We start from the raw sequence: 23,071 nt of genomic DNA, 5'->3' as shown, positions 1-23,071 counted from the left end.
TTGCCTAAAAATTGGTTGTTGTAAAATAGAATATGAATGAAATAACGAATTAAAGAAAGGGACTTAGTTATGAAAAATATCCCAGTTATAATGATTATTTTTGGTGGTAGTGGTGACTTAGCTCACCGTAAGCTTTACCCATCCTTGTTTAATTTATATGAACAAGGTTTGATCCATGACAACTTTGCAGTCATTGGTACTGCACGTCGTCCATGGTCACATGAGTATTTACGTGAACAAGTTTCAGATGCTATTCACGAAACTCATGATCAAGTAGATGAAAACGAAGTAAAGGCATTTGCTAGTCACTTCTATTACCAATCTCACGATGTTACTAATGTTGAACACTATGTAACTTTGAAGAAATTGGCTCAAGAACTTGATGATCGCTACTCAGCTCAGGGCAACTGTCTATTTTACATGGCTATGGCACCAAGATTCTTTGGTACAATTGCCACTCATATCAATGATCAACACTTAACCGGTAGCGGCTTTAACCGTATCGTAGTTGAAAAGCCATTTGGTCATGATTTAGTTTCAGCTGAACAATTAAATAAAGAAATTACCGCCTCATTTGATGAAAATGATATTTTCAGAATCGACCACTACTTAGGCAAGGAAATGATTCAAAATATTATGCCAATGCGCTTTACCAACCCATTGATTAAGAATATCTGGTCAGGCGAATACATTAAGAATATTCAAATTACTTTGGCAGAACGTTTAGGTGTAGAAGCACGTGGTGGTTACTACGATACTTCAGGCGCTTTGCGTGATATGGTTCAAAACCACATCTTCCAAATCATTACTTTGCTTGCAATGCCAGAACCTAAGGACTTGTCATCAGACAGCGTTCACCAAGCTAAGCAAGAATTGCTCAAGAGTTTAATTATTCCAACTCCAGAAGAAGTTAAGAAGAACTTTGTAAGAGGCCAATACTTAGGCAGCGATACTACTTTTGCTTACAAGAAAGAACCTAATGTTGATCCTGATTCAACTACTGAAACTTATGTAGCTGGTAAGACTAAGTTTACAAGTGGCCCAATTGCTGGCGTGCCAATTTACTTCAGAACTGGTAAGGAATTTAAGGAAAAGAAGACCAGAATTGATATTGTTTTAAAGCATATCAATAATCCATATGGTCAAGCTCATTCAAACAACATTACGATTGAAGTTGATCCTGAAAGTAAGATTTATATCACTATCAATGGTAAGAAGATTGACGAACCAGGTATTCGTCGTGAAGATTTAACCTACGCCTTTTCAAAGGAAGAAATGGCTAAGGTGCCAGATGGTTATGAACGTTTGCTTCATGATGTATTTGTTAACGATTCAACCAACTTCACTCACTGGAGCGAATTGAAGCGTTACTGGGAATTCATTGATGCTGTTGAAGATGCATGGCAAAAAGAAAACGAAGCAGGCAATCCAGAAATTGCGCAATACTTGCCATACAGAATGGGTCCAAAGGAAGCAGACAATATCTTTGAATCACCAACTGAACATTGGATTTATGAATAAAGAAAATTTATTACCGCAAAATGACATCCATCGCCGGATTATTCATCTGGATATGGATGCTTTTTACGCTTCAGTGGAAACTAGAAGACATCCAGAATATAAAGATAAAGCGCTGATTGTAGGACAAGATCCATGTGAGAATAATGGGCACGGCGTAGTGGCAACTTGTAATTATGTTGCGCGTAAATATGGGGTCCACTCAGCAATGGCTAGTATTCAGGCTGTGCGTTTGGTTCCCAAGGATAAGCTAGTTTTTGTAGCACCTGATTTTAAAACTTACCGTAGCGTTTCGGCTCAGATTCATTCTTTTATGCATGATATTACTGACAGAGTAGAATCAGTTGCACTTGATGAAGCGTATCTTGACGTAACTCATAATAAATTGGGTGAGGAATCAACTGTTAAGTTAGCGCTTGATTTACAAAAAAGGATTAGAAAAGAAGTAGGGTTAAATTCATCTTTTGGCGTTTCCTACAATAAATTTTTAGCCAAGATGGGCTCAGAATATGCCAAGCCGTTTGGCCGTACCGTGATTTTACCAAGTGAGGCTAAACAATTTTTAGGGATGCAAAAAATCGAGAAGTTTCCGGGTATTGGCCCTAAAACGCAGGAACAATTGCATGAGCTGGGTGTTTATACAGGTGCCGATTTGCAGCAAGTTGATGTACTGGTTTTGCTTAATAAGTTTAAAAAGATGGGTTATATTTTGGCCCAACATGCGCGTGGCATCGATTTAAATCCGGTAGTGACCGATTCAGAGGTCAACCGAAAATCAATTGGCATCGAGCGTACCTATGAACCAGCGATTTTCACTCAAGATGAAGCTCTCAGCAGAATTCGCGTTTATTGTGATTATTTAGAAAAAGAATTAAAAAAGCGCAACTTTCACGCTTCTACGATTGTTTTGAAAATCCGCAATAATAATTTTGATACGGTTACGAAACGGAGGAAATTGGCAAAGCCCTCTGACGATCGTTTTGATTTTTATGAGGTAGCTAGAGAATTATTTGAGAGTACACATGGCTTTCTAGAAGATGGTATTCGTTTGTTAGGCGTAACAGCGACGGACTTTAAAAAAGAAAATTATCAGGCAATTAATTTGTTCGATTATTAATCAGACGCGTTTTTCTGTTAAACTAGATACAGATATTTTTAGAAGACGAGGGAAAAACAATGAGTAGTTTTGATGACATTTACGAAAAAATCTTACAATATCCAACTATTATCTTGCACCGTCACACTAGTCCAGACCCAGATGCAATTGGCTCACAAGCTGGATTAGCTCGTGCAATTATGGAAAAGTTTCCAGACAAGCGTGTGCTTTGTGCTGGTGAAAACGACGAAGGCGATCTTGCTTGGATCAACCACATGGACCAAGTTAAGGCTACTGATTATGAAGGTGCTTTGGTAATCACTACTGATACTGCCAATACACCAAGAATTTCTAACAAGCTTTACAACAAGGGTGATTTCTTGATTAAGATTGACCACCACCCAGATGTTGATCCATACGCAGACATGAGCTACGTTGATCCAGATGCTCCTGCAGCTTGCCAAATCATTGTTGATTTCTTAAACGCTGAAGATTTTAAGATTACTAAGGAAATTGCTTACCCACTTTACGCAGGTATTGTAGGTGACACTGGCCGCTTTATGTACCCTGAAACTTCAGAACACACCTTTAAGGTAGCTGCTCAACTTGCTTCAACTGGGATTGATATTACTGAAATCGCTAGAAACATTGCCGATGTAACCTTTGATGAAGCTAAGCTTCAAGCACTTGCAATGGACAAGATGGAAATTGACCCAGTTGGTGCAGCTTACACTATTTTGACTCAAGACGACCTTAAGAAGTTAGTGTTAACTGATGATCAATCTAACGTAGCAGTATCAACTCCAGGCCGCATTAAAGATGTTTTGGCTTGGAACGTCTTTGTAGAAAAGCCAGATGGCACTTACCGTGTACACTACCGTTCAAAGGGCCCAATTATTAATGAACTTGCTGCTAAGCATGATGGTGGTGGCCATGCTCTTGCAAGTGGTGCCAACGCCAAGGATTTGGACGAAGTAAAGCAAATCTTTGCGGAAGTCGTTGAAGTAACTAAGAAGTATAAAGAAGATCATGAATAATATTTTTGAAGATTCCAGAATTAAGCCTGCCGTTCAAGCCGGTTTAAAGAAGATTCACTTTGAAAAGCCAACTAAGGTGCAGGAAAAGGTTATTCCTGCAATGCTTTCTGATTTAAGCGTAGTAGTTCAAGCTGCTACAGGATCAGGTAAGACACATGCATATTTGGTGCCAATTTTTAATGAAATTGATGAAGCTGCTCATACTGTGCAAGCAATTATTACTTTGCCTAGTCGTGAATTAGCTGATCAACTTTATCAAGTAGCACGTGAACTTAGAAAAGCTTCAGGGGTGAACTTTTCAATTGCTCACTTGGCTGGCGGAACTGACAGAGAACGTCAACTTGAAAAGTACCAAAATAATACGCCACAGTTAGTAATTGCGACACCTGGTCGACTTTTGGACTTTGTACAAAAGAAAGTTTTTGCAGTAGATCAAGTGAAGACCTTTGTCATCGATGAAGCTGATATGACGTTAGACATGGGCTTTTTAGCAGATATCGATCAAGTAGCCACTAAATTGCCTAAGGACGTTCAAATTGCAGCCTTCTCAGCTACAATTCCAGTTAAGTTGTCTAACTTTTTGCGTAAATACATGGCTCACCCTGACCAAATCGTCATTGATAACCCAAGCGTAATTGCACCAACGATTAAGAATGACTTAATCGATATTGGTTCTAAGAACCGCAAGAGCGTTTTGTACAAGTTGCTTACGATGGGCCAACCATATTTGGCTTTAGTCTTTGCCAATACTAAACAAACTGTTGATGAATTGACCAAGTACTTGCAAGATCAAGGCTTAAAAGTAGCCAAGATTCACGGCGGAGTTACCGAAAGAGAAAGAAAAAGAACTCTGCGTCAGGTTGAACAAGGTCAATATCAATACGTTGTAGCCAGCGATTTAGCTGCTCGTGGCCTAGATATCGATGGGGTTAGTTTGGTCATTAACTACGAAATTCCACGTGATATTGAATTCGTTATTCACCGAATTGGTAGAACTGGTCGAAATGGTTTATCAGGTCATGCTATTACCTTGATTCGTGAAGAAGAAATGAACCGCATTGAAGAACTTGAAAAGATGGGTGTTCACTTTGACTTTGTCGAAATTAAGAATGGCGAACTTGTACCACGTAAGCACTACTGCAGTCGTGAAAATCGTCAAAGCAAGAACCGCAAGCTTGATACCAAGTTAGTTGGCTATGTTAAGAAAGAAAAGAGAAAGCGTAAGCCAGGCTACAAGAAGAAGATCAAGCGTGCAATTGCCGAAGACAATCGTCAAAAGCGCAAGCTTGAACAACGTCATGAAATTAGGAAAGCTAAACGACAAAGAAAGCGTCGTAGAGAGCAAGGGCGTTGACATACGTTAATTTTGTAGTACAATTATTTTCAGCTTAAGATATGTTTTTTGATTAATTATTTCATAGAGAGAGCCGAAGGATGGGAAGGTTTAATAATGGTCAAGAAATGCTCCTTTAAGTTTAATAATTAAGAATATTAAGAGGTAACAAACACTGTTGCAATCAAGGTGGTACCGCGCGTGGAGCGTCCTTGAATAACTGCAATGGTGTTTTTTATTTGTTTTAGGGAGAAATTATTAATGAAGAAACTAAATAGTTCAGAGTTTCGTCAAATGTTCTTAGACTTCTTCAAAGAACATGGTCACATGATTATGCCTAGTGCATCACTTATTCCACAAGATGACCCAACTCTTTTGTGGATTAACTCTGGTGTTGCTACGATGAAGAAATACTTCGATGGTTCAGTTGTACCAAAGAACCGCAGAATTACTTCTTCACAAAAATCTATCAGAACTAACGATATTGAAAACGTTGGTAAAACTGCTCGTCACCAAACTTTCTTTGAAATGCTTGGTAACTTCTCAGTAGGTGACTACTTCAGAGATGAAGCTATTCCTTGGGCATGGGAATTCTTAACTAGTCCTAAGTGGTTAGGTTTACCAAAGGATAAATTATACTGTACTGTTTATCCAAAAGATGAAGATTCATTCAAGGTTTGGGTAAAAGCTGGTATGCCAGCAGACCACATTGTAAAACTTGAAGATAACTTCTGGGATATTGGTGAAGGTCCATGTGGTCCTGATACTGAAATCTTCTACGACCGTGGTCAAGAAAACAACGATGTTGCTGAAGACGATCCAGAAAACTTCCCTGGTGGTGAAAATGCTCGTTACCTTGAAATTTGGAACATCGTATTTTCACAATACAACCACTTGCCAAATGGTAAGTACGTTGATCAACCACACAAGAACATCGATACTGGTATGGGTCTTGAACGTGTACTTTCAATTTTGCAAGATGCACCAACTAACTTTGAAACTGACTTATTCTTGCCAATTATTCATGCAACTGAAGAAATGACTGATGGCAAGAAGTACGGTGAAAACAAAGAAGACACTACTGCATTCAAGATTATTGCTGACCACGTTCGTGCTGTAAGTTTTGCTATTGCTGATGGTGCTCTTCCATCAAACTCAGGCCGTGGTTATGTTTTACGTCGTTTGATCCGTCGTGCTGACTTGAACGGTCAACGTTTGGGTATTAGGGGTGCCTTCCTTTACAAGCTTGTACCAGTTGTAGGTAAGATCATGGAAAGTCACTACCCAGAAGTAATGGATCAACGTGGCTTCATCGAAAACGTTATTCAAAACGAAGAAGAAAGATTCCAATCAACTCTTGATACTGGTTTGACTTTGCTTGACGACTTAATCGACAAGGCTAAGAACTCAAAGGACAAGACCATTTCAGGTAAGGATGCCTTCAAGATGTTCGATACTTACGGCTTCCCATACGAATTAACTTTTGAATCAGCTCAAGATGCTGGCCTTAAGGTTGACAAGAAGGGCTTCGATGCTGAAATGGAAGCTCAAAAGGAACGTGCACGTAAAGCTCGTGGTGACCTTCAATCAATGGGTCGTCAAGATGTAACCTTGATGAACATTAAGGACAAGTCAGTATTTGAACGTGATACTTACGAAGAACCACATGCTAAGTTGCTTGATATCGTTGTTGACGATAAGTTAGTCGACAAGGCTGATGGAGAACACGCAACTTTAGTATTTGATAAGACTCCATTCTACGCAGAACGTGGTGGTCAAGTTGCCGATCATGGTAACATTTATAGCCAAGATGGCGAACTTGTTGCTAAGGTTACTGACGTTCAACACGCTCCTAACGACCAAAACTTACACTTCGTTGACCTTATTTTGCCTGTAGAAAAGGGTAAGGAATACATATTGAAGCTTGATAAGGAACGTCGTGAAGGTCTTCGTCACTCTCACTCAGCAACCCACCTTCTTCACGCAGCCCTTCGTCAAGTATTGGGTGAACACACTCACCAAGCAGGTTCATTAGTTGATCCTGATTACTTGAGATTTGATTTCACTGCTTTGGAACCAATGACTCAACGTGAAATCAAGACTGTTGAAAAATTAGTAAACCAAAAGATTTGGGAAGCTATTCAAGTTAAGACTACTATCACTACACCTGAAGAAGGTGAAAAGATGGGTGCCTTAGCATTGTTCAACGGTAAGTACGGTGACAAGGTTCGTGTCGTACAAATGGGTGACTTCTCATCTGAATTCTGTGGTGGTACTCACGTAGACAACACTAACCAAATCGGTATTTTCAAGATCACTTCTGAATCAGCTGTTGGTGCAGGTATGCGTAGAATTGAAGCCGTAACTTCAAAGAAGGCTTATGAATACTTAGCAGAACGTTCAAGCTTGCTTGATAACATTCAAGAATATGTTAAGGCAACTAAGCCAGACAACATTATTGATAAGATTGACTCACTTGAAAGTGACCTTCACGATAGCCAAAAGCAAGTTGAAGCTTTGACTAAGAAGATCAACCAAGCTAAGGCTGGTCAAATCTTTGACAATGTAAAGCAAGCTGGCGATTTGACTGTAATCTCAGCTATTGCAGATGTAAACAACATGAATGACTTGCGTGAACTTGCCGACAACTGGAGGAGTGGCAACAAGTCAGATGTTTTGGTATTAGCTGCTAATAACGATGGCAAGGCTAACATGATCATCAGCTTGGACCAAAAGGCATTAGACAAGGGTCTTAAAGCCGGCGACTTGATCAAGATTGCTGCCCCAATCTTTGGTGGCGGCGGCGGTGGTCGTCCAAACATGGCTCAAGCCGGTGGTAAGAAACCAGAAGGTTTGAATGACGCTATTAAAGCTGTTATTGACGAAATTTCTAAGAACTAAGCATTAATTAATTGTGTTTACGCTTTTTTTCAAGTAAAATTGTTGACAGGAGGAATAAATATGAGTTCGCTAGATAAGACTATGCATTTTGACTTTAACCAGAATAAGGGGAAAAATGTTTATGATACTCTGCAAGATGTTTACAATGCGCTTGAAGAAAAGGGCTATAATCCTATCAACCAGATTGTAGGTTACTTACTTTCCGGCGATCCTGCTTATATTCCACGGCACAATGATGCCCGTAACTTGATTCTTAAGCACGAACGTGACGAGATTATTGAAGAACTTGTTAAGAGTTATCTTGGTAAGAATAAATAATGCGATTATTAGGTCTAGATGTAGGTTCTAAAACCGTAGGGGTTGCTGTTAGCGATGAGCTAGGCATTACTGCACAAAAGTTAGAAACTATTCAAATTGATGAAACCAAATATAATTTTGGTATGCATCCCTTAAAGAAATTGGTAAGACAATATGATCCAGAAGGATTCGTATTGGGTTTGCCTAAGAATATGGATGGGACTTCAGGATCTTCTGTTGCACGAAGTAAGGCATATGGCAAACGACTTGAAGAAAAGTTTGGTTTACCTGTGTATTATTCTGATGAAAGATTAACAACAATTGAGTCACGGCGAGTACTTGTAGAAGATGCTGGTATTCATGACCGTAAGAAACGTAAACAAGTGATTGATCAGATGGCAGCGGTGCTCATCTTGCAAAATTATTTAGATTTACACCGAAAGGATTAACATGGCAGCACAAGTTAATGGTGACGATGAAGATCGTCAAATTACTTTGATCGACGATCAAGGTAATGAAGAATTGTATGAAGTATTATTTACTTTTCATTCTGATGATTATGACAAATCATACGTGCTTCTTTATCCAGCCGCTGTTGGCGATGATGAAGATATCGAAGTACAAGCTTTCAGTTACGATGCAGATGATGCAGGCGATGTAACAAGTAGTGATTTGCACGAAATCGAATCTGATGATGAGTGGGATATGGTCCAAGGAGTTTTGAATACTTTCTTAGACGATGACCGCTTGAGTGGTAAGTAAATAAAAAAAGGACTGGCTGTGGCTGGTCCTTTTTGTTAGTTTTAAGAAAAATAAATAGCTATGAATAAAAAGATTTTAAAAATTTTAGAATTTGGCGAAATTACCAAACGCTTAAGTGAACTAGCTATTACTGAACCAGCTAAGAAAGAAGCTGAAAGGCTAGTACCAAGTGATGATTTTGACCAAGTACAAACGGAATTAAAACAAACTTTGGCATTAGCAGATTTGCTTAGAATCCAAGGGCAACTTCCTTTAACTGACTTTAAAGATGTCCGTCCAAGTACTAAACGTTTGGGCGTAAAGGCAAATTTGAATGCTAAAGAGCTGGGCAACTTATTGCTTGTCTTAAGCCTGGCTAATGAAATTAATAGTTTTTTGGAAGATCTTGATGATGAAAAAATAGATTTATCAGCTATTGATTCAATCTTGGATCAATTAGATGTGCCAGATCTTCTTTTTAGAGAATTAAAGAAGTCCCTTGATTATGATGGTGAAGTACTTGATACGGCTTCAAGTGCTTTAGCTCGTTTGCGTCACGATATTGCAAGCAATGAAGAAGAAATCAAGGATAAGATGAATGCTTATACCAAGGGCAACAGCAGTAAATACTTATCTGAACAAATTGTAACTATTCGTGATGATCGTTACGTTATTCCAGTTAAACAAGAATATAGAGCAAAATTTGGTGGTGTAGTTCACGATCAAAGTGCCAGTGGTCAAACTTTGTTTATTGAACCAGAAGCAGTTTTAAACCTGAACAACCGTCAACAAAATTTGATTGCTCAAGAAAAACAAGAGATCCGCAATATTTTAAAGCACTTGTCTGGCTTAGCTAGAGAGGAAATTGACAGTTTGAATAATATTGCGACTGCTTTAACACGACTAGACTTCTTGCAAGCTAAAGCTAAATTGGCTAAAAGCATGAAGGCTAGCGAACCAATTTTAACTAAGGATCACTCAATTAATTTACGCAACGCGCGTCACCCATTGATTGATCCTGAAAAAGTTGTACCAAATGATATTCGTTTGGGTGATGATTTTGATACGATGTTAATCACTGGTCCAAACACCGGTGGTAAGACTATCACATTAAAAACTGCAGGTTTGTTGCAATTAATGGCTCAATCTGGTTTGTTTATTCCAGCCGAAGAAGGTAGTAAAGTTGGTGTGTTTGAAGAGGTCTACGCTGATATCGGTGATGAACAATCGATTGAGCAATCATTGAGTACTTTCTCATCCCACATCAATGACATTGTAGCCATTATGAAAAATGTGAACAAGGAAACCTTGGTTTTAATTGACGAAATTGGTGCAGGTACCGACCCAGAAGAAGGTGCCAGTTTGGCTATCAGTATTTTGGACTTTTTGCGTCAAAAAGATGCCAAGATCATGGTTACGACGCACTATCCTGAATTAAAACTTTACGGCTACAACCGTCCTCGTACTACAAATGCCTCAATGGAATTTGATTTGAAGACTTTGTCACCAACTTATCATTTGCAAATTGGTATTCCTGGTCACAGTAATGCCTTTGCGATTGCTCGTCGATTGGGGATGCGTGAAGATGTAGTTAAAAATGCGCAAAACTTAATGTCAGATGAAGATTCAGACATTAACAAGATGATTTCTAAGTTGAATGCGCAAACTAAGGCGGCCACTAGTGCACGCAATCGTTTGGAGACTAGTTTAGATCGTAGCCAAAAGTTGGAACAAAAATTGCAACAAGCACTTGATTGGTACAATCAACGCGTACAAAAGCAGCTTGATTTTGCTCAAGAAAGAGCGAATGAAATCATTGCCAAGCGTCGTAAAAAGGCTGATCAAATTATTGAACAACTTGAAAAGCAAAAGAATGCTGGCATAAAAGAAAACAAGATCATTGAAGCTAAGGGTGAATTAAACAGTCTGGAACGTCAGGCTAACAATTTAGCCCATAACAAGGTCTTACAGCGTGAAAAGCGTCGTCATCATGTAAATGTAGGTGACCGTGTAAAAGTCCTCTCATACGGTCAAACAGGGACTATTACCAAGAAGCTGTCCGAACATGAATATGAGGTTCAGATGGGAATTATCAAGGTAAAAGTTAGCGATCGTGATATTGAGCGAATTGAAAAGAACGAATCTACTAAGCCTAAACATTTAGTTAGAGCTACTAGTGCAGTTAGAAGAAGCAATGCTCATAGTGAATTAGACCTGCGCGGTCAACGCTATGACGAAGCAATGACTAACCTTGATCGTTATATCGATTCTGTTTTATTAGCCGGCCTTGGCACAGTAACGATAATTCACGGAATTGGTACTGGTGCAATCCGTAAAGGGGTATGGCAATATTTGCGTAACAGCAGACACGTCAAGAGCTTTAACTATGCGCCAGCTAACGAAGGCGGTAACGGAGCAACGATTGTTGAATTGAAGTAAGCAATTTACTTGCAAAAAGTAAGTAAGATGAATATACTAATAATATAAACTTTAGAAATTTATTTAGTGAGGTAAATATTATGGTTGATGCAATTAATGATCAAAACTTCGATGAAGAAACTAGTAATGGTGTTGCTTTAGTTGACTTTTGGGCAACTTGGTGTGGTCCATGTAAGATGCAATCACCAGTAATTGAACAATTGTCAGAAGAACGTCAAGACGTTAACTTCTACAAGATGGATGTTGATCAAAACCAAGATACTGCTAAGAACCTTGGCATTATGGCTATCCCAACTTTGATTATCAAGAAGGATGGCAACATTGTTGATCGAATTACTGGTTACACTCCAAAGGAAAAGTTGGACCAAATTTTGGATCAATACACTGATTAAAGAAAAAAGATAATCAAAAAAGCTTGAGACCAATCGACCTCAGGCTTTTTTCTACGTAAAGTCAAGCACAATAGGGTGTTTGACTTTGTTTTTTTATTGTATTTTTGATATATAGAAATTATGGGCGAATTATTTTTAAAAGATGGTATAACAAATAAACCTGCAAATATATTATTTTTACAAGCTTCGTTTTATAATGTACTTGATCAATTAATTACGACTAAAGCCTTTTTGGTTATGTGTGGCTACGTTGTAATCATATAGTTGATCCTTGATAATCAGAGCATAGATCGTTCTGATTAATTTATGTATTGAAGCAATAGCTATCTTCTTGAATCCTTTGGTTTGAGAGGATAGCTTTTTGCTTTCATAATAGTCTGCTATATGACAAGGGTTGGTCTTTGATGCATTATCAATTTGACCAATAGCGCGATAAAGCAGCTTACGTGCCACTGCATTGCCATGCTTAGAAATGCTCAAGTTAGAATCCATTTCGCCTGATTGATATCTGCCTGGGTCAATCCCAATAAAAGCGTTGATTTTATTGGGATTACTAAATCTGCGTAAATCTCCTAATTCTGCCAAGACTCTAACTGCGGTAATTTGAGCAAAGCCGGGAATGCTTTCCAAGTTTTCTAAATTATGATTAGGCAAGGATTGGGCTAACTTGACCATTCGCTCAATTAGCTGTTCTCTTTGATCACTCAAATTGAGGAGACTTTGAGCATAGTATTGCACCTGTTCGGCTTCTACACTGTTACATGAAACAACAGGATAAGCTTTATTGGCTAACTCGATTAGTTTATCTGTAGTTCTTTGAGCATGCTTAAAGCCAACGCCTTTTAACCGCATCAACCAATTAATAATTTGCTTTTTATCATTTTTTCTCACTAAATCACAGTGAGGATAATGGGGCACTATTTGCCAGTAATTCTTGCCTTTGGCAGAGCAAAATAAAGTTTCAATCTCAGGAAAGGTTGACTGTAAGGCTTGATGAAGTCTATTTTTAGCCGTTACTAAGTCGCTTGTCAACTGATCATAGAAACGACTTAGTGAATTAAGTTGCTTATAGGTTTGAGATTGAATTTGATTAACAGGATGATGATGCAGCTTTTGAATTAAGGCTAAATGATAAGCATCAGTTTTATCAGTCTTGTTGTATCTTAACCCAAGATCCATTTCCTTTTTAGCTTTAAGCGGATTAAGAATTACATAATCATAGTCATAGTCTTCAAGAAAAGTCTGCAGTCTGCGTGAGTAGACTCCTGTAGCTTCGAAGATTATTTGTGGATGCTTAGAAAAAGCAGATAGTTCTTTGAGCAGCTGAACAAAACCAGGACGATCATTGGTAATTGTCAGTTCATTTTTGCTTTCACCAATAAGCTCGCAAACAGTAGAAGTAGACTTGCTTACATCAATTCCAAAAGTAACTTGCATAAGATAAACCTCCTTAAAGCCAAGTAGTAAAACGTATTTGCTTAAGAAATCAGATCTAATTTTTCTACTTTAATTCAAGTATTATCAACGTTTAATTTAAATATTTTCTTAAAAATAATGGTGCGAATAAAGCTGAAAAGATTAAATAAAAGTTTAGTGCATATTTATTAGGTAACACAAAGAAGCCTATGAATTCTTGTAGTTTTTTCATAGGTTGTTATACTGAAAGTGATTATTTGATTTCAACTAAAGTCTTTGATTCCTAGTGGCTACGTTGTAATCATATAATTGATTCTTTGTAACCAGTGCATACATGGTTCGAATTAGTTTATGTACTGATGCAATGGCAATCTTCTTGAAGCCGCGGCTTTGAGAAGATTTTTTTCTATCATAATAGTCAGTAATATGACAGGGCTGGGTAGTCTTTACTGATTCCATTTGACCGATACTTAAATACATGATCTTTCTGGCAATTGAATTGCCGTGTTTGGTAATACTTAAATGACTGTCTAATTCACCAGACTGATAGATGCCAGGATCAATGCCGATGAAAGCATCAATTTGGTTAGGACTGTCAAATCGTCTTAAATCACCTAATTCAGCCAATAATCTTAAGGCTGTTGTTTTGGCAATACCAGGAATGCTTTGATAAATGGTTAATATACGGGTATCAGCCTGATTTTTACTGGCTAATTTATACAGGTAGGCCAGTGCTTCCTTTTTCTCCTGATCAAGAGAAAAAAGACTGGCAATATTTCTTTGAATAGCACGGATAACAATACTATCCTTATTGTCATAGGCACAAGTTAATCGAGCCAAAGAGATTAAGCGTTGCGTAAGGTATTCGGCTTTTTTCTGGCTTAATCCCGATATAGTTTCTAATTCGCCCAAAATATGTTCCTTGTTACTATCTAAAACAGCTTGTGCATGCGGAAATAAGGCAACTACTGACCAATAAATTTTACCTGTAGGATGACACATGAGATTTTCAATTTGTGGGAAAGTTGTCTGCAGATTACGATGAAGCTGATTCTTGGCAACAACCATAGCTTTATTCAATTCTTCATAGTATCTGCTTGCATTTTGCATTTCATGGTATGCCCGAGACTGAGGCTTAAGTAGCTTCTGTGGAGCATTAAACTGTATCAGAGCTAGACGATAAGCGTCAACTTGATCGGTCTTATTATGACGAAGGTTATTATCCATCAGCTTTTTAGCTTTCAAAGGATTAAGCTTTAGATATTGAATATGCTTCTTCTCTAAAAAAGCCTGCAAGCTCAAAGAATATACTCCTGTTGATTCAAAGACTATCAAAGGAATGACAGAGTAAAGACGTAATCTTTTATAAAGCTGCTGGAAGCCGACCATGTCATTGCTTATTTTAAATGTCTTACCCTGCCTAACTTTATCCATTAGAACGCAGACAGTAGAGTCCTTACTGCTAACATCAATGCCAACAATCACTTTACAATTTTCCATGATTGAACCTCCCGAAGTTTTAAAGATAAAATACCTTATCGAACTATTTAATTCTTATTTTCTAAACCCGGCATCAAGTGCCTGCATACTTCGAAGAGACTTCTAAATAGTCGGTAAAGCAGCCTGTTTCTAAAACGACATTTTTTGCCTTAAATTAGATATGACTTTATGCTTTATCTTCACCTTTATTTTAGATAAAAATAAAGTATTTGATTAAAGTTCCGTCGAACTTCAACCCAATACTTAGGTTAGTATGTTTCTAAACTCGACATCTCTTGTGTCTACATTCTTCGAAGAGACTATTGAAAACCTAAGTAAAACTGCCAGTTTACTATGTGACATCAAGTGCCTAAGGCCCTCATGGCATATTGTTTTACTACTATCTCAATTCCACAAAAGAACAAAAATAGTGAATCAATTATCCCGTCGAATAACTAATTCACTATTTAGCTTAGAATGTTTACTATACTTCTTTTTCTTTAAGCAAATCACGGATTTCTTTTAAGTAATCTGCCTCAGTTGGTGTAGCAGGCGCTTCTTTTTCCTCTTTTTTGGTAAATTTGTTAACAGCTTTAACAATTAAAAATACAACAAAGGCAATAATCAGGAAGTTAATTACTGAATTTAAAAAGCTGCCGTATTTAAATTTAGCATCCCCGACTTGAAGAACTATGTTGGAAAGATCGATTCTGCCTACGAATAATCCGATTAAAGGATTGATTAGATTCGTAACAAGTGATTGCACAATGGCAGTAAAAGCTGCACCAATAATTACACCGACTGCTAAATCAATTACATTTCCGCGGGCAATAAATTTTTTAAATTCCTTAAGCATTTTATTTACTCCTATATATAGATCTAGTTGTAATACGGTTACAAATTAAGTATATAGGAGTCCTAATTTATAGTCTAGATTTTAGAATCTAGCGGTGATTTCCACTTTCTTTTCTTTAGGCAAAATGTTGATTTCACTTTCGGTAGTCTTGCCAGTAGCCTTTTGAACTGCTTCAGCAATCATGCCACTTTCAAGTGAAAATTCTTTACTGTCGCTGTCTAAACGATCTTCTACTGTTTGTCCACTAAGTTCAAAAGTGGTAGAAGAGCGTCTTTCCTTGGTCTTTTTGAGTTTGCCGAATTCAGCCATGGCAAAGAAGTCAGCTAAATCGTCAAAATCGGTTAGATCATATTTGCGAGCAACTCGTTTGCCGGCCCAGTAAAGAATAGATGCATTATCGTCGCCTAAAATGGTTGGCAAAAGAAAGTCGCGGTAAAGCTGATTAATAAAATATACGTGTTCATTAGAGTGTTCTGTATTTTCTGTCATAAACTTGTTCATCCCTTTTATTCTTTTTTATTTTACCGTAAACTAGTAGGAGTAGAAAATAATTTTTTTCTTAATAAGAGGTTTTTTATCATGGATAATCGTCCAATTGGACTACTAGATTCAGGTCTAGGCGGCCTGTCTATCGCTAAAAAAGTAATTGAAAAACTGCCTAATGAATCCACCGTTTTTATTGGTGATAACGCACATATGCCATATGGCAATCGAACTAAAGAAGATATTATTAATTTAACACGCAGATCAGTTAAGTTCTTGCTTAATAATGATGTGAAGCTGGTAATTTTTGCCTGCAATACGGCAACCGCTGCGGCCATGGGGACAATTGAAAAAGAAATTGAACCGCAGATTATCGGGGTTATTCAATCAGGTGCACTAGCAGCTTCTAGAACTACTAAGAATAAAAAGGTAGCGGTTGTAGCAACTAGTGTAACCGTAGGTTCACATGCTTATGAAAAAGAAATTCATTTCCGTGATCCAGAAATTGAAGTAACAGAATTAGCTACGCCAAAACTTGCTCCATTAGTTGAAGCACAGGAAGATCATGCGACTAATTTAAAGGTGGTTAAAGAAAGTTTAGCTTCTTTAAAAGGTAAGGAATTTGATACCTTGGTTTTGGGCTGCACCCACTATCCATTAATTGAACAAGAATTCAAAGAAGCAATTGACGATGAAAATGTAACTATTTTAGATCCTGCTGATCAAGTAGCACAATATACATTCAACGTAATGCGCCGTGATGGTTTGTTTAGTGAAGAAGGGCATAAGCCAGTTCATGAATACTACACTACTGGTAATTCAACAAGCTTTGATAAATTAGCGCGTACGTTTATGGATGATGACACTTTAACTTCCAAACACGTAGATACGGAGAACGAATAATGGTTAAAGAAATTTTGTTTGCGACTAGCAATCAAGGTAAGGCACGTGAATTAAAAGAAGCTTTCAAACAAGCTGATGTTGATGTAATCATTAAAACAAATGCGGATTTGAAAAATCCACCACATCCAATTGAAAGTGGTCATACTTTTGAAGCCAACGCTAAAATTAAGGCACATGAATTGGCTGATTTTAGTAAAATGCCAACAATTGCGGACGACTCTGGTTTGATGGTTGATGCATTAAATGGTGAACCGGGCGTAAGAAGTGCTCGCTATGCTGGTGAAGCTCATAATGATGCCAAAAACAATGCTAAATTATTAGCTGAGCTTGGCGGTGTGCCCAAGGAAAAGAGAACGGCTAAGTTCTGGACCACAATCGTGGTTTCGATGCCAGGTGAATTTGATAAAGATTTAGTCGTTTCGGGTACATGCGCAGGTCGCATTTTACCATTGCCACAAGGTGAAGATGGCTTTGGTTATGATCCATTGTTTTATGTACCAGAAAAGGGTAAAACTTTTGCACAAATGACTACTGATGAAAAGAATGAAATTTCTCACCGTGGTCGTGCAGTAGAAAAATTATTACAAGAATTACCTGCTTGGCTTGAACAATTTGAATAAAAAGAAAAAAGGTGTTCATTTTGGAACACCTTTTTGTGCTTGTAAGTAGGAGACCTCTGTGAAAGAAAATGTAATAAAAGATAATATCTATGGCCCGAAATTTAGAAAAATGCGTGTAGCTCATCATATTAATTTAGTTGATGTAGCAAAGGGGATTACTAACAAGTCTACGCTAGCAGAATGGGAAAAGGGCAAGGATAATTTATCCTGGTGTAAAGTTATTGCCTTGCTTTTTAATATCCATGTTCAACCAATGGAATTTTTAGAAAATACGGTCAGTTCACATTTATATTTTTCAATTCAAGATATTGCCGATGCATATGGAGCAAATAATATCAAGCAGCTTAAAGCAATTTCGTTGCAGTATTTAAAGCGGTATCAGGATGGGCCATTAAATAAAAAGGATCTGCCCAAAGCTGAAAGTTTGTTAGAAAAATTAGATACGTTAGAAATAATGAATCTGTATGCGGAAGAAACTATTCGTAAAAAATTCATGCATAGTTTGATTGATTATGCCAAGAATAATGACAGTACTGAAATAGCTTCTTTGTTTAAGTATTTAGATTTTCTAGGACTTAAAAATATGAAATCAGATTTTCAGGTTGCATTTACACAAATTAAACAGATCTATGGTGAATAAATTGGTTTCCGAGATTTCGGAAATAAGTAAATGGGTGCTACTAAAAGCATGATAATAAAAATAGCAAAAATAAATCATGCTTTGAAAGAGGCGCAATTATGGCATTATGGGTAATCGGAATTCCAGCAATTTTTGTGATGGTGGCAGCGTGTTTGTCGGCAACTAGAAAATATTATTTACGATATGTGGTTAAGCTAGGATATTAGAATATTTTAATTATTTTTCTACTTTATGTTTTATTTGATATCTGGTTTTTAACTACGATTTCCATGGCAGATAAAAAAGTTTGGTGGATACTTATTCTGATCAATCTTTCAGGAATAATTGCTATTTATAGAACTTACAAAGAAGTCAAAAATAAAAATGCCCAGTTTTTAAAACTGGACATTTTTTACTTAGCTTGGGTTGTTTTTGGGGTAGGCACACTAGCAAATTTAATGCCATTTTTTTGCAAAGTTTGAATGTATTTAGTTAAATACAAATTTCTAACTGCACTTTGTTTTCCTGGCTTAACTTGAAAGTGAATGCTGTAAACAAATTTGTTGCCGGTTTGTTCCGTGATTCCTGTAATCGTTGGGCCTTGAACAATTGTCTTTTTCTCGGGTTGAATAGTTTGATTGCATTGCTTGATGAGGCGGCTTACTTCTGTAACATCGTTTTCAGCATCAAGGTCAAGGTTAATATCAAGTGCCACACCGCCATGAGCTAGGTTTTGCACGATGGTAATATTACGGTTAGGAATGTAGATAATTGAACCATCTGAACCTTTTAATCTAGTGGTTCTAAGCCCCAGTTGAACTACAGTTCCTACGTTAGTGCCAATTTGTACCAAGTCACCAACATCGAATTGGTCCTCACTCAAGATGAAGAAACCGTTGACCAGATCACTGACAAATCCTTGGGCCCCCATCCCTAAAGCTAGGGAGAAAATTCCGGCACTGGCCAGTAGCGTTCCAACTGGCACACCTAAAATTGATAAGACGCCAAACAAATAAAAGAAGATCAACGTATATTGGAATAAACTGTTGATCAAAGCAGCAATTGTTTTAGAGCGTTTATTTTTTAATGTATTGTGTTTAGCTAAATAATTGTTAATTAATTTATGCCCAAAGTGAGATAATAGATAAAAGATCAGGGTCGTAATTGCTAACTGCCAAACAGTAGAAAGTAAATTTTGACCGATTTTATCCCAGTCTAGTTTTATTTTTTGAATATTTAATTGTGAGGGAAGCTTCATAGATGGTCCTTTCTTTACATTATGATTCTATAACTGAAACTTGAAAGCTAGAAATCATGCTCTTTTGCCATGGTTCCTAGTCTTTTTTGCGTAAAAATAAAAACGCAGGATCTCTCCGCGTTATACTTTAAGTGTCAAATTCAAAGTAAAGGAGATCCTACGCAATGAAAAGTATAACGCAATTCGACCAAGAAAAGGACACTGAATCTTTAATTTTTGCTTTTTCTAAATTAATTGGTCTAGCTGATTTAAGCAAAAAGGTAAATTTTAAACGCCATTCCCTGGTTAGCTTGTTAATGGTTATTACCTGGATGATCAAGGCTAGATTTGCAAGAAAGTCGCTTTACCGCTGTCAGCGCGCAAAGGATTTTACTGCCAAAACTGGCAGAAATGTGCTTAATGATGGTCGTATTAACTGGCAGAAGCTAGTTTGTTTGACTGCTGTCAAACTGATTTCTGTTTTGAAGCCGGTAATCGATCGGCGTAGAAGATTAGCTTTAATCGTTGATGATACGCTAATGGCTCGCTCTTGTTCTAAGAAGACTGAACTATTGGCTAAAGTCTATGATCATGATAAACATGAATTTCTAACCGGCTATCGGGGCTTAACTATTGGCTGGAGCGACGGTAATACCTTCTTACCGGTTAATTTTGCTTTGATGTCAACCAAGAAAAAAGAGAATATGATTGGCAGCCAACCAGTCACTACTGATCAGCGCTCAATTGCTGGCCGTAGAAGAACTCAAGCTCAAAGACCGATGAATACTGTCACCGTAGAGCTGATTAAGCAAGCTGTCGCTATGGGCATATCAGCTGAATATGTCTTATTTGATAGCTGGTTCTCTTCACCTAAAATGTTCTGGCAGCTGAAGCAATTAGGGTTAGATAGCGTAGGCATGCTTAAGCAGACCAAGAAAGTTTATTATCGTTACCGCGGCCGCCTTTATGATGTCAAAGGACTGTATGAACGTTTGGCTGCTTCCAAAATGCATCAGAAAACAGACTATCTCTATAGCAGCGTGGTTGAAGCCGAATATCAAGGACATGCTTTTCCAATTAGATTAGTCTATGTCACTAAACGCGGCAGTAAAGGAAAATATTTAGTACTGGCAACTACGCAATACAAGCTGCATCCACAAGAAATCATTCAGCTCTATGGCCGCAGATGGCAGATCGAAACTTATTTTAAAGCAGCTAAGCAATATTTAGCCTTAAACAAATCACAGATCCAAAGCTATGATGGACAATGCGGCTACATTGCCGTGACGGCTCTAACTTATGATCTGTTAGCTTGGCAAGAAAGACAAAGTACCGATGATCGAACCTTAGGCGATTTATTCTATCTAATGAATGAGGCGCTGCCTGATTTAGCCTTTGAAGAAGCATTGGTCTACTTGCTTACAGCTTTCAAAGAAGTAAAGGCCGAAATCTCCGCGACAGTGGAACAAATATTAGACAACTTTATTAAGTTATTGCCGGTTTTCATTCAAAAGCAACTTCTGAGGACAACTTAAAAACTAATTTAAGAAACAAAAAGCCAGATCCGATAAGAGATCCGGCTAGTTTTAGTGCTTTCAAGTTTCAGTTCTATAAAATAATAACAATACATAGATTGAGAATAAAGCATTTTCATGCTAGACTTTTTTTAGATAATAATGGAGGTTAAAAATGACAATTTCTTATGGTGCTTTAGCTGGTTTGATTGCGGCTATCGCTTTCTTGATTTTGGTATTGTTTACAATTCCAATGCTTACTAGAACCGCAAAATTATTAAAAGAAACCAGTACAACTATTCAAACAACTAATGAATCATTAAAAAAGATGACAAAAGATATGGATAGTCTGATGGATCAAACAAATGATTTGTTGGATAAAACTAATGACCTGATGGTCGATGTTAATGGTAAAATGAAGACGTTAGATCCAGTAGTTCAAGCTGCTGCAGATTTAGGCGAAAGCGTATCAGAGTTAAATGATTCATCCAAGAAGATCGCTAAACGCTTTAGCAGCAATCATTTTAGCCATGCTGGTCTTGTTTCTTCAATAGCTGCGACGGTATTCGCAAGACGTAAGCGTCGCAGAGGTGAAAGTTAATAAAGGGGGAATTTACCATGAAAAAGTTAGCAAGTTTTGTATTAGGTGCCGTTGCTGGATGTGCAGCAGGTTTTCTCGCAGGCTCACTTCTTGTTAGTGATGAACAAGTTGATGACGTTAAGAACAAAATTAAAGATAACGACAAGCTTCAAGATTTGAAGAAGAAATACGATAATGGTACTGAAATTGTCAAGAATCAATTAGCTTCATTCCCAAAGAATGTTGAAGATGATTCGGAATTAAAAGACTTCGATGATATCGTAATTGATGATTCAAATAAAGATGACGATGTTACTGCAGGCGACAATGCTCAAGAATCTGTCGATGATTTAAACAACGCAGAAGAAGAACACAACGCTGAAGATGCAGAAGAAGATAAGCCAGAAGCTTAATCAAATCTACTAAAAAAGGGCCGATTTAATCGGCCTTTTTCTTTTTGTCTTAATCTTTGAGTGGCAAGATCTTTAAGTCTTTGTCGGTGTGGGTAAATGGCTTGAAACCATCTTTAGTAACGACACCACAGTCTTCGATTCTAACACCGGCAAAGCCAGGGATGTAAATACCAGGTTCAATTGAGAAGCACATGCCTTCTTCAAGTACCAAGTCATTGCCTTGAACGATTGATGGGTATTCGTGTACGTTTTTACCGATACCGTGACCTAAACGGTGAATGAAGTATTCGCCATATCCAGCTTTGGTGATGATGTCACGAGCAACACGATCAAGTTCTTCTGCAGTAATACCAGGTTTAGCTGCTTCAATTGCTGCTTGTTGAGCTTCGCAGTCGACTTCGTAAATTTCACGTTGTTTGTCGCTTGGTTCGCCGTAGGCCACAGTTCTACTTGAGTCTGATGCGTAGCCATCGTGCATGGTACCTAAGTCGAACAAAACTAATTCGTTAGGTTGAACTGTGTTCATGGTTGGACCTAGGTGAGGGTTAGCGGCATTCTTACCAGCTTGCACAATAGTTTCAAAACTTTCATGCATTACGCCTTTTTGAATCTTTAATTGGTAGTCGATTTGACCAGCGATGCTTCTTTCAGTAACGCCAGTTCTAATGGCATCAAAACCAATCTTGAAAGCAAAGTCAGCTTCAGCACCGGCACCTTGAAGTTTCTTAATTTCTTCAGGCGTCTTGTATAAACGAAGTCTTTCGATGAAAGGAGATACGTCGTTAGTGAAGCTGGAGTTTGGAAATTCGCCACGTAAGCGTTGGTAGTGGGCAACAGATAAATCGTCTTTTTCAATTGCCCAGTTGTGATGCTCACTTGCGCGTTTTCTAACGTTGTCAGCAATAATACCCCATGGATCTTCTGAATCAAGGTAGCCGATAACGTCGCCGTCCCATTCAGAATTTTTGGCTTCTTCTACGTTTAAAGCAGGGCAGAATACGAATGGTTCTGCGTCTTTAAATACGACCAAGGCAAAAATTCGTTCATGAGGATCCATTGAATAGCCAGTGAAGTATGAAATGGTAATTGGGTTGGAAATAAAGGCAAGGTCATTGCCGTAATCTTGCAACCATTGTTGTAATTTATCTAAGTTCATAGCGTTCCTCTTTTCTTAAATTTATTGCAAGTATACCATGA

The 23,071-nt window shown here is 37.8% G+C and carries 22 protein-coding genes; 16 read left to right on the top strand and 6 right to left on the bottom strand.

Annotation, left to right across the window (positions count from 1 at the left end; translation table 11 throughout):
- Positions 1 to 69 precede the first annotated feature (69 nt).
- From zwf to trxA, 10 genes are all read left to right on the top strand, one after another.
- The gene (gene zwf, locus LA20531_RS03735; RefSeq protein WP_056940161.1) at positions 70 to 1,521 is read left to right on the top strand and encodes a glucose-6-phosphate dehydrogenase; all 1,452 of its coding nucleotides are present in this window, start codon (positions 70 to 72) and stop codon (positions 1,519 to 1,521) included.
- Positions 1,514 to 2,635, top strand: a complete 1,122-nt coding sequence (dinB, locus tag LA20531_RS03730; protein WP_201779576.1) for a DNA polymerase IV — start codon at positions 1,514 to 1,516, stop codon at positions 2,633 to 2,635. The genes zwf and dinB overlap by 8 nt, the downstream gene beginning before the upstream one ends.
- A 59-nt stretch (positions 2,636 to 2,694) precedes the next feature.
- Entirely contained in the window at positions 2,695 to 3,651 is a 957-nt protein-coding gene (locus LA20531_RS03725; protein WP_056940159.1) for a DHH family phosphoesterase, read from the top strand.
- Positions 3,644 to 5,005 carry a DEAD/DEAH box helicase gene (locus tag LA20531_RS03720; protein WP_056940158.1) on the top strand — a complete coding sequence of 454 codons (1,362 nt, stop codon included), beginning with the start codon at positions 3,644 to 3,646 and terminating at the stop codon, positions 5,003 to 5,005. Before LA20531_RS03725 ends, LA20531_RS03720 begins: the two co-directional genes overlap by 8 nt.
- Before the next feature lie 240 nt (positions 5,006 to 5,245).
- Positions 5,246 to 7,885: an alanine--tRNA ligase gene (gene alaS / locus LA20531_RS03715; RefSeq protein ID WP_056940157.1), complete on the top strand. Its 2,640-nt coding sequence runs from the start codon at positions 5,246 to 5,248 to the stop codon at positions 7,883 to 7,885.
- A gap of 60 nt (positions 7,886 to 7,945) precedes the next feature.
- Complete coding sequence (locus tag LA20531_RS03710) at positions 7,946 to 8,203, top strand: IreB family regulatory phosphoprotein (protein ID WP_003549189.1); 258 nt, start codon at positions 7,946 to 7,948, stop codon at positions 8,201 to 8,203.
- A complete protein-coding gene (gene ruvX, locus LA20531_RS03705) occupies positions 8,203 to 8,631 on the top strand; it encodes a Holliday junction resolvase RuvX (protein WP_056940156.1) in 429 nt (142 codons plus the stop codon). Before LA20531_RS03710 ends, ruvX begins: the two co-directional genes overlap by 1 nt.
- A gap of 1 nt (position 8,632) precedes the next feature.
- The gene (locus LA20531_RS03700; RefSeq protein WP_013641531.1) at positions 8,633 to 8,944 is read left to right on the top strand and encodes a DUF1292 domain-containing protein; all 312 of its coding nucleotides are present in this window, start codon (positions 8,633 to 8,635) and stop codon (positions 8,942 to 8,944) included.
- Positions 8,945 to 9,004: 60 nt separating this feature from the next.
- The gene (locus LA20531_RS03695) at positions 9,005 to 11,362 is read left to right on the top strand and encodes an endonuclease MutS2 (RefSeq protein WP_056940155.1); all 2,358 of its coding nucleotides are present in this window, start codon (positions 9,005 to 9,007) and stop codon (positions 11,360 to 11,362) included.
- Between the two features lie 80 nt (positions 11,363 to 11,442).
- On the top strand, positions 11,443 to 11,754 hold the full coding sequence (gene trxA / locus LA20531_RS03690; RefSeq protein ID WP_013437241.1) for a thioredoxin: 312 nt from the start codon (positions 11,443 to 11,445) through the stop codon (positions 11,752 to 11,754).
- Positions 11,755 to 11,964: 210 nt separating this feature from the next.
- Here trxA and LA20531_RS03685 read toward each other — a convergent pair whose 3' ends face one another.
- From LA20531_RS03685 to LA20531_RS03670, 4 genes are all read right to left on the bottom strand, one after another.
- Complete coding sequence (locus LA20531_RS03685) at positions 11,965 to 13,191, bottom strand: IS110 family RNA-guided transposase (protein WP_056940154.1); 1,227 nt, start codon at positions 13,189 to 13,191, stop codon at positions 11,965 to 11,967.
- A gap of 246 nt (positions 13,192 to 13,437) precedes the next feature.
- The gene (locus LA20531_RS03680; RefSeq protein ID WP_025015408.1) at positions 13,438 to 14,670 is read right to left on the bottom strand and encodes an IS110 family RNA-guided transposase; all 1,233 of its coding nucleotides are present in this window, start codon (positions 14,668 to 14,670) and stop codon (positions 13,438 to 13,440) included.
- A 463-nt stretch (positions 14,671 to 15,133) separates the two neighbouring features.
- The gene (gene mscL, locus LA20531_RS03675) at positions 15,134 to 15,505 is read right to left on the bottom strand and encodes a large-conductance mechanosensitive channel protein MscL (RefSeq protein ID WP_056940722.1); all 372 of its coding nucleotides are present in this window, start codon (positions 15,503 to 15,505) and stop codon (positions 15,134 to 15,136) included.
- 81 nt (positions 15,506 to 15,586) lie between these two features.
- Positions 15,587 to 16,006 (bottom strand): YslB family protein, encoded by a 420-nt coding sequence (locus LA20531_RS03670; protein WP_099202258.1) that lies wholly within the window; start codon positions 16,004 to 16,006, stop codon positions 15,587 to 15,589.
- Positions 16,007 to 16,084: 78 nt separating this feature from the next.
- Here LA20531_RS03670 and murI point away from each other — a divergent pair, with 78 nt between their 5' ends.
- From murI to LA20531_RS03655, 3 genes are read left to right on the top strand one after another with little or no spacing between them, the layout of a single operon-like run.
- Positions 16,085 to 16,891 (top strand): glutamate racemase, encoded by an 807-nt coding sequence (gene murI, locus LA20531_RS03665; RefSeq protein ID WP_056940721.1) that lies wholly within the window; start codon positions 16,085 to 16,087, stop codon positions 16,889 to 16,891.
- Complete coding sequence (locus LA20531_RS03660; RefSeq protein WP_056940720.1) at positions 16,891 to 17,511, top strand: XTP/dITP diphosphatase; 621 nt, start codon at positions 16,891 to 16,893, stop codon at positions 17,509 to 17,511. Before murI ends, LA20531_RS03660 begins: the two co-directional genes overlap by 1 nt.
- A gap of 58 nt (positions 17,512 to 17,569) precedes the next feature.
- Positions 17,570 to 18,151: a helix-turn-helix domain-containing protein gene (locus LA20531_RS03655; protein ID WP_056940719.1), complete on the top strand. Its 582-nt coding sequence runs from the start codon at positions 17,570 to 17,572 to the stop codon at positions 18,149 to 18,151.
- Between the two features lie 391 nt (positions 18,152 to 18,542).
- Here LA20531_RS03655 and LA20531_RS03645 read toward each other — a convergent pair whose 3' ends face one another.
- Positions 18,543 to 19,388, bottom strand: a complete 846-nt coding sequence (locus LA20531_RS03645) for a mechanosensitive ion channel family protein (protein ID WP_056940718.1) — start codon at positions 19,386 to 19,388, stop codon at positions 18,543 to 18,545.
- A gap of 164 nt (positions 19,389 to 19,552) precedes the next feature.
- On the opposite strand from LA20531_RS03645, the gene LA20531_RS03640 reads away from it, so the two are divergent.
- The 3 genes from LA20531_RS03640 to LA20531_RS03630 all read left to right on the top strand — a co-directional run bounded on the left by LA20531_RS03640 (position 19,553) and on the right by LA20531_RS03630 (position 21,874).
- Entirely contained in the window at positions 19,553 to 20,902 is a 1,350-nt protein-coding gene (locus LA20531_RS03640) for an IS4 family transposase (protein WP_056940753.1), read from the top strand.
- A gap of 154 nt (positions 20,903 to 21,056) precedes the next feature.
- The gene (locus tag LA20531_RS03635) at positions 21,057 to 21,482 is read left to right on the top strand and encodes a DUF948 domain-containing protein (RefSeq protein WP_056940642.1); all 426 of its coding nucleotides are present in this window, start codon (positions 21,057 to 21,059) and stop codon (positions 21,480 to 21,482) included.
- A gap of 17 nt (positions 21,483 to 21,499) precedes the next feature.
- A complete protein-coding gene (locus LA20531_RS03630) occupies positions 21,500 to 21,874 on the top strand; it encodes a hypothetical protein (protein WP_056940643.1) in 375 nt (124 codons plus the stop codon).
- Between the two features lie 49 nt (positions 21,875 to 21,923).
- Here the strand turns inward: LA20531_RS03630 and LA20531_RS03625 are convergent, their stop codons facing one another.
- Positions 21,924 to 23,030, bottom strand: a complete 1,107-nt coding sequence (locus tag LA20531_RS03625) for a M24 family metallopeptidase (protein ID WP_056940644.1) — start codon at positions 23,028 to 23,030, stop codon at positions 21,924 to 21,926.
- Positions 23,031 to 23,071: the final 41 nt, after the last annotated feature.

The sequence above is a fragment of the Lactobacillus amylovorus DSM 20531 genome (assembly GCF_002706375.1).
GTDB classification, from domain to species: Bacteria; Bacillota; Bacilli; order Lactobacillales; family Lactobacillaceae; genus Lactobacillus; species Lactobacillus amylovorus.
Note: the sequence above shows the minus strand (reverse complement) of the source record. Positions and strands in the feature narration are given on the sequence as shown.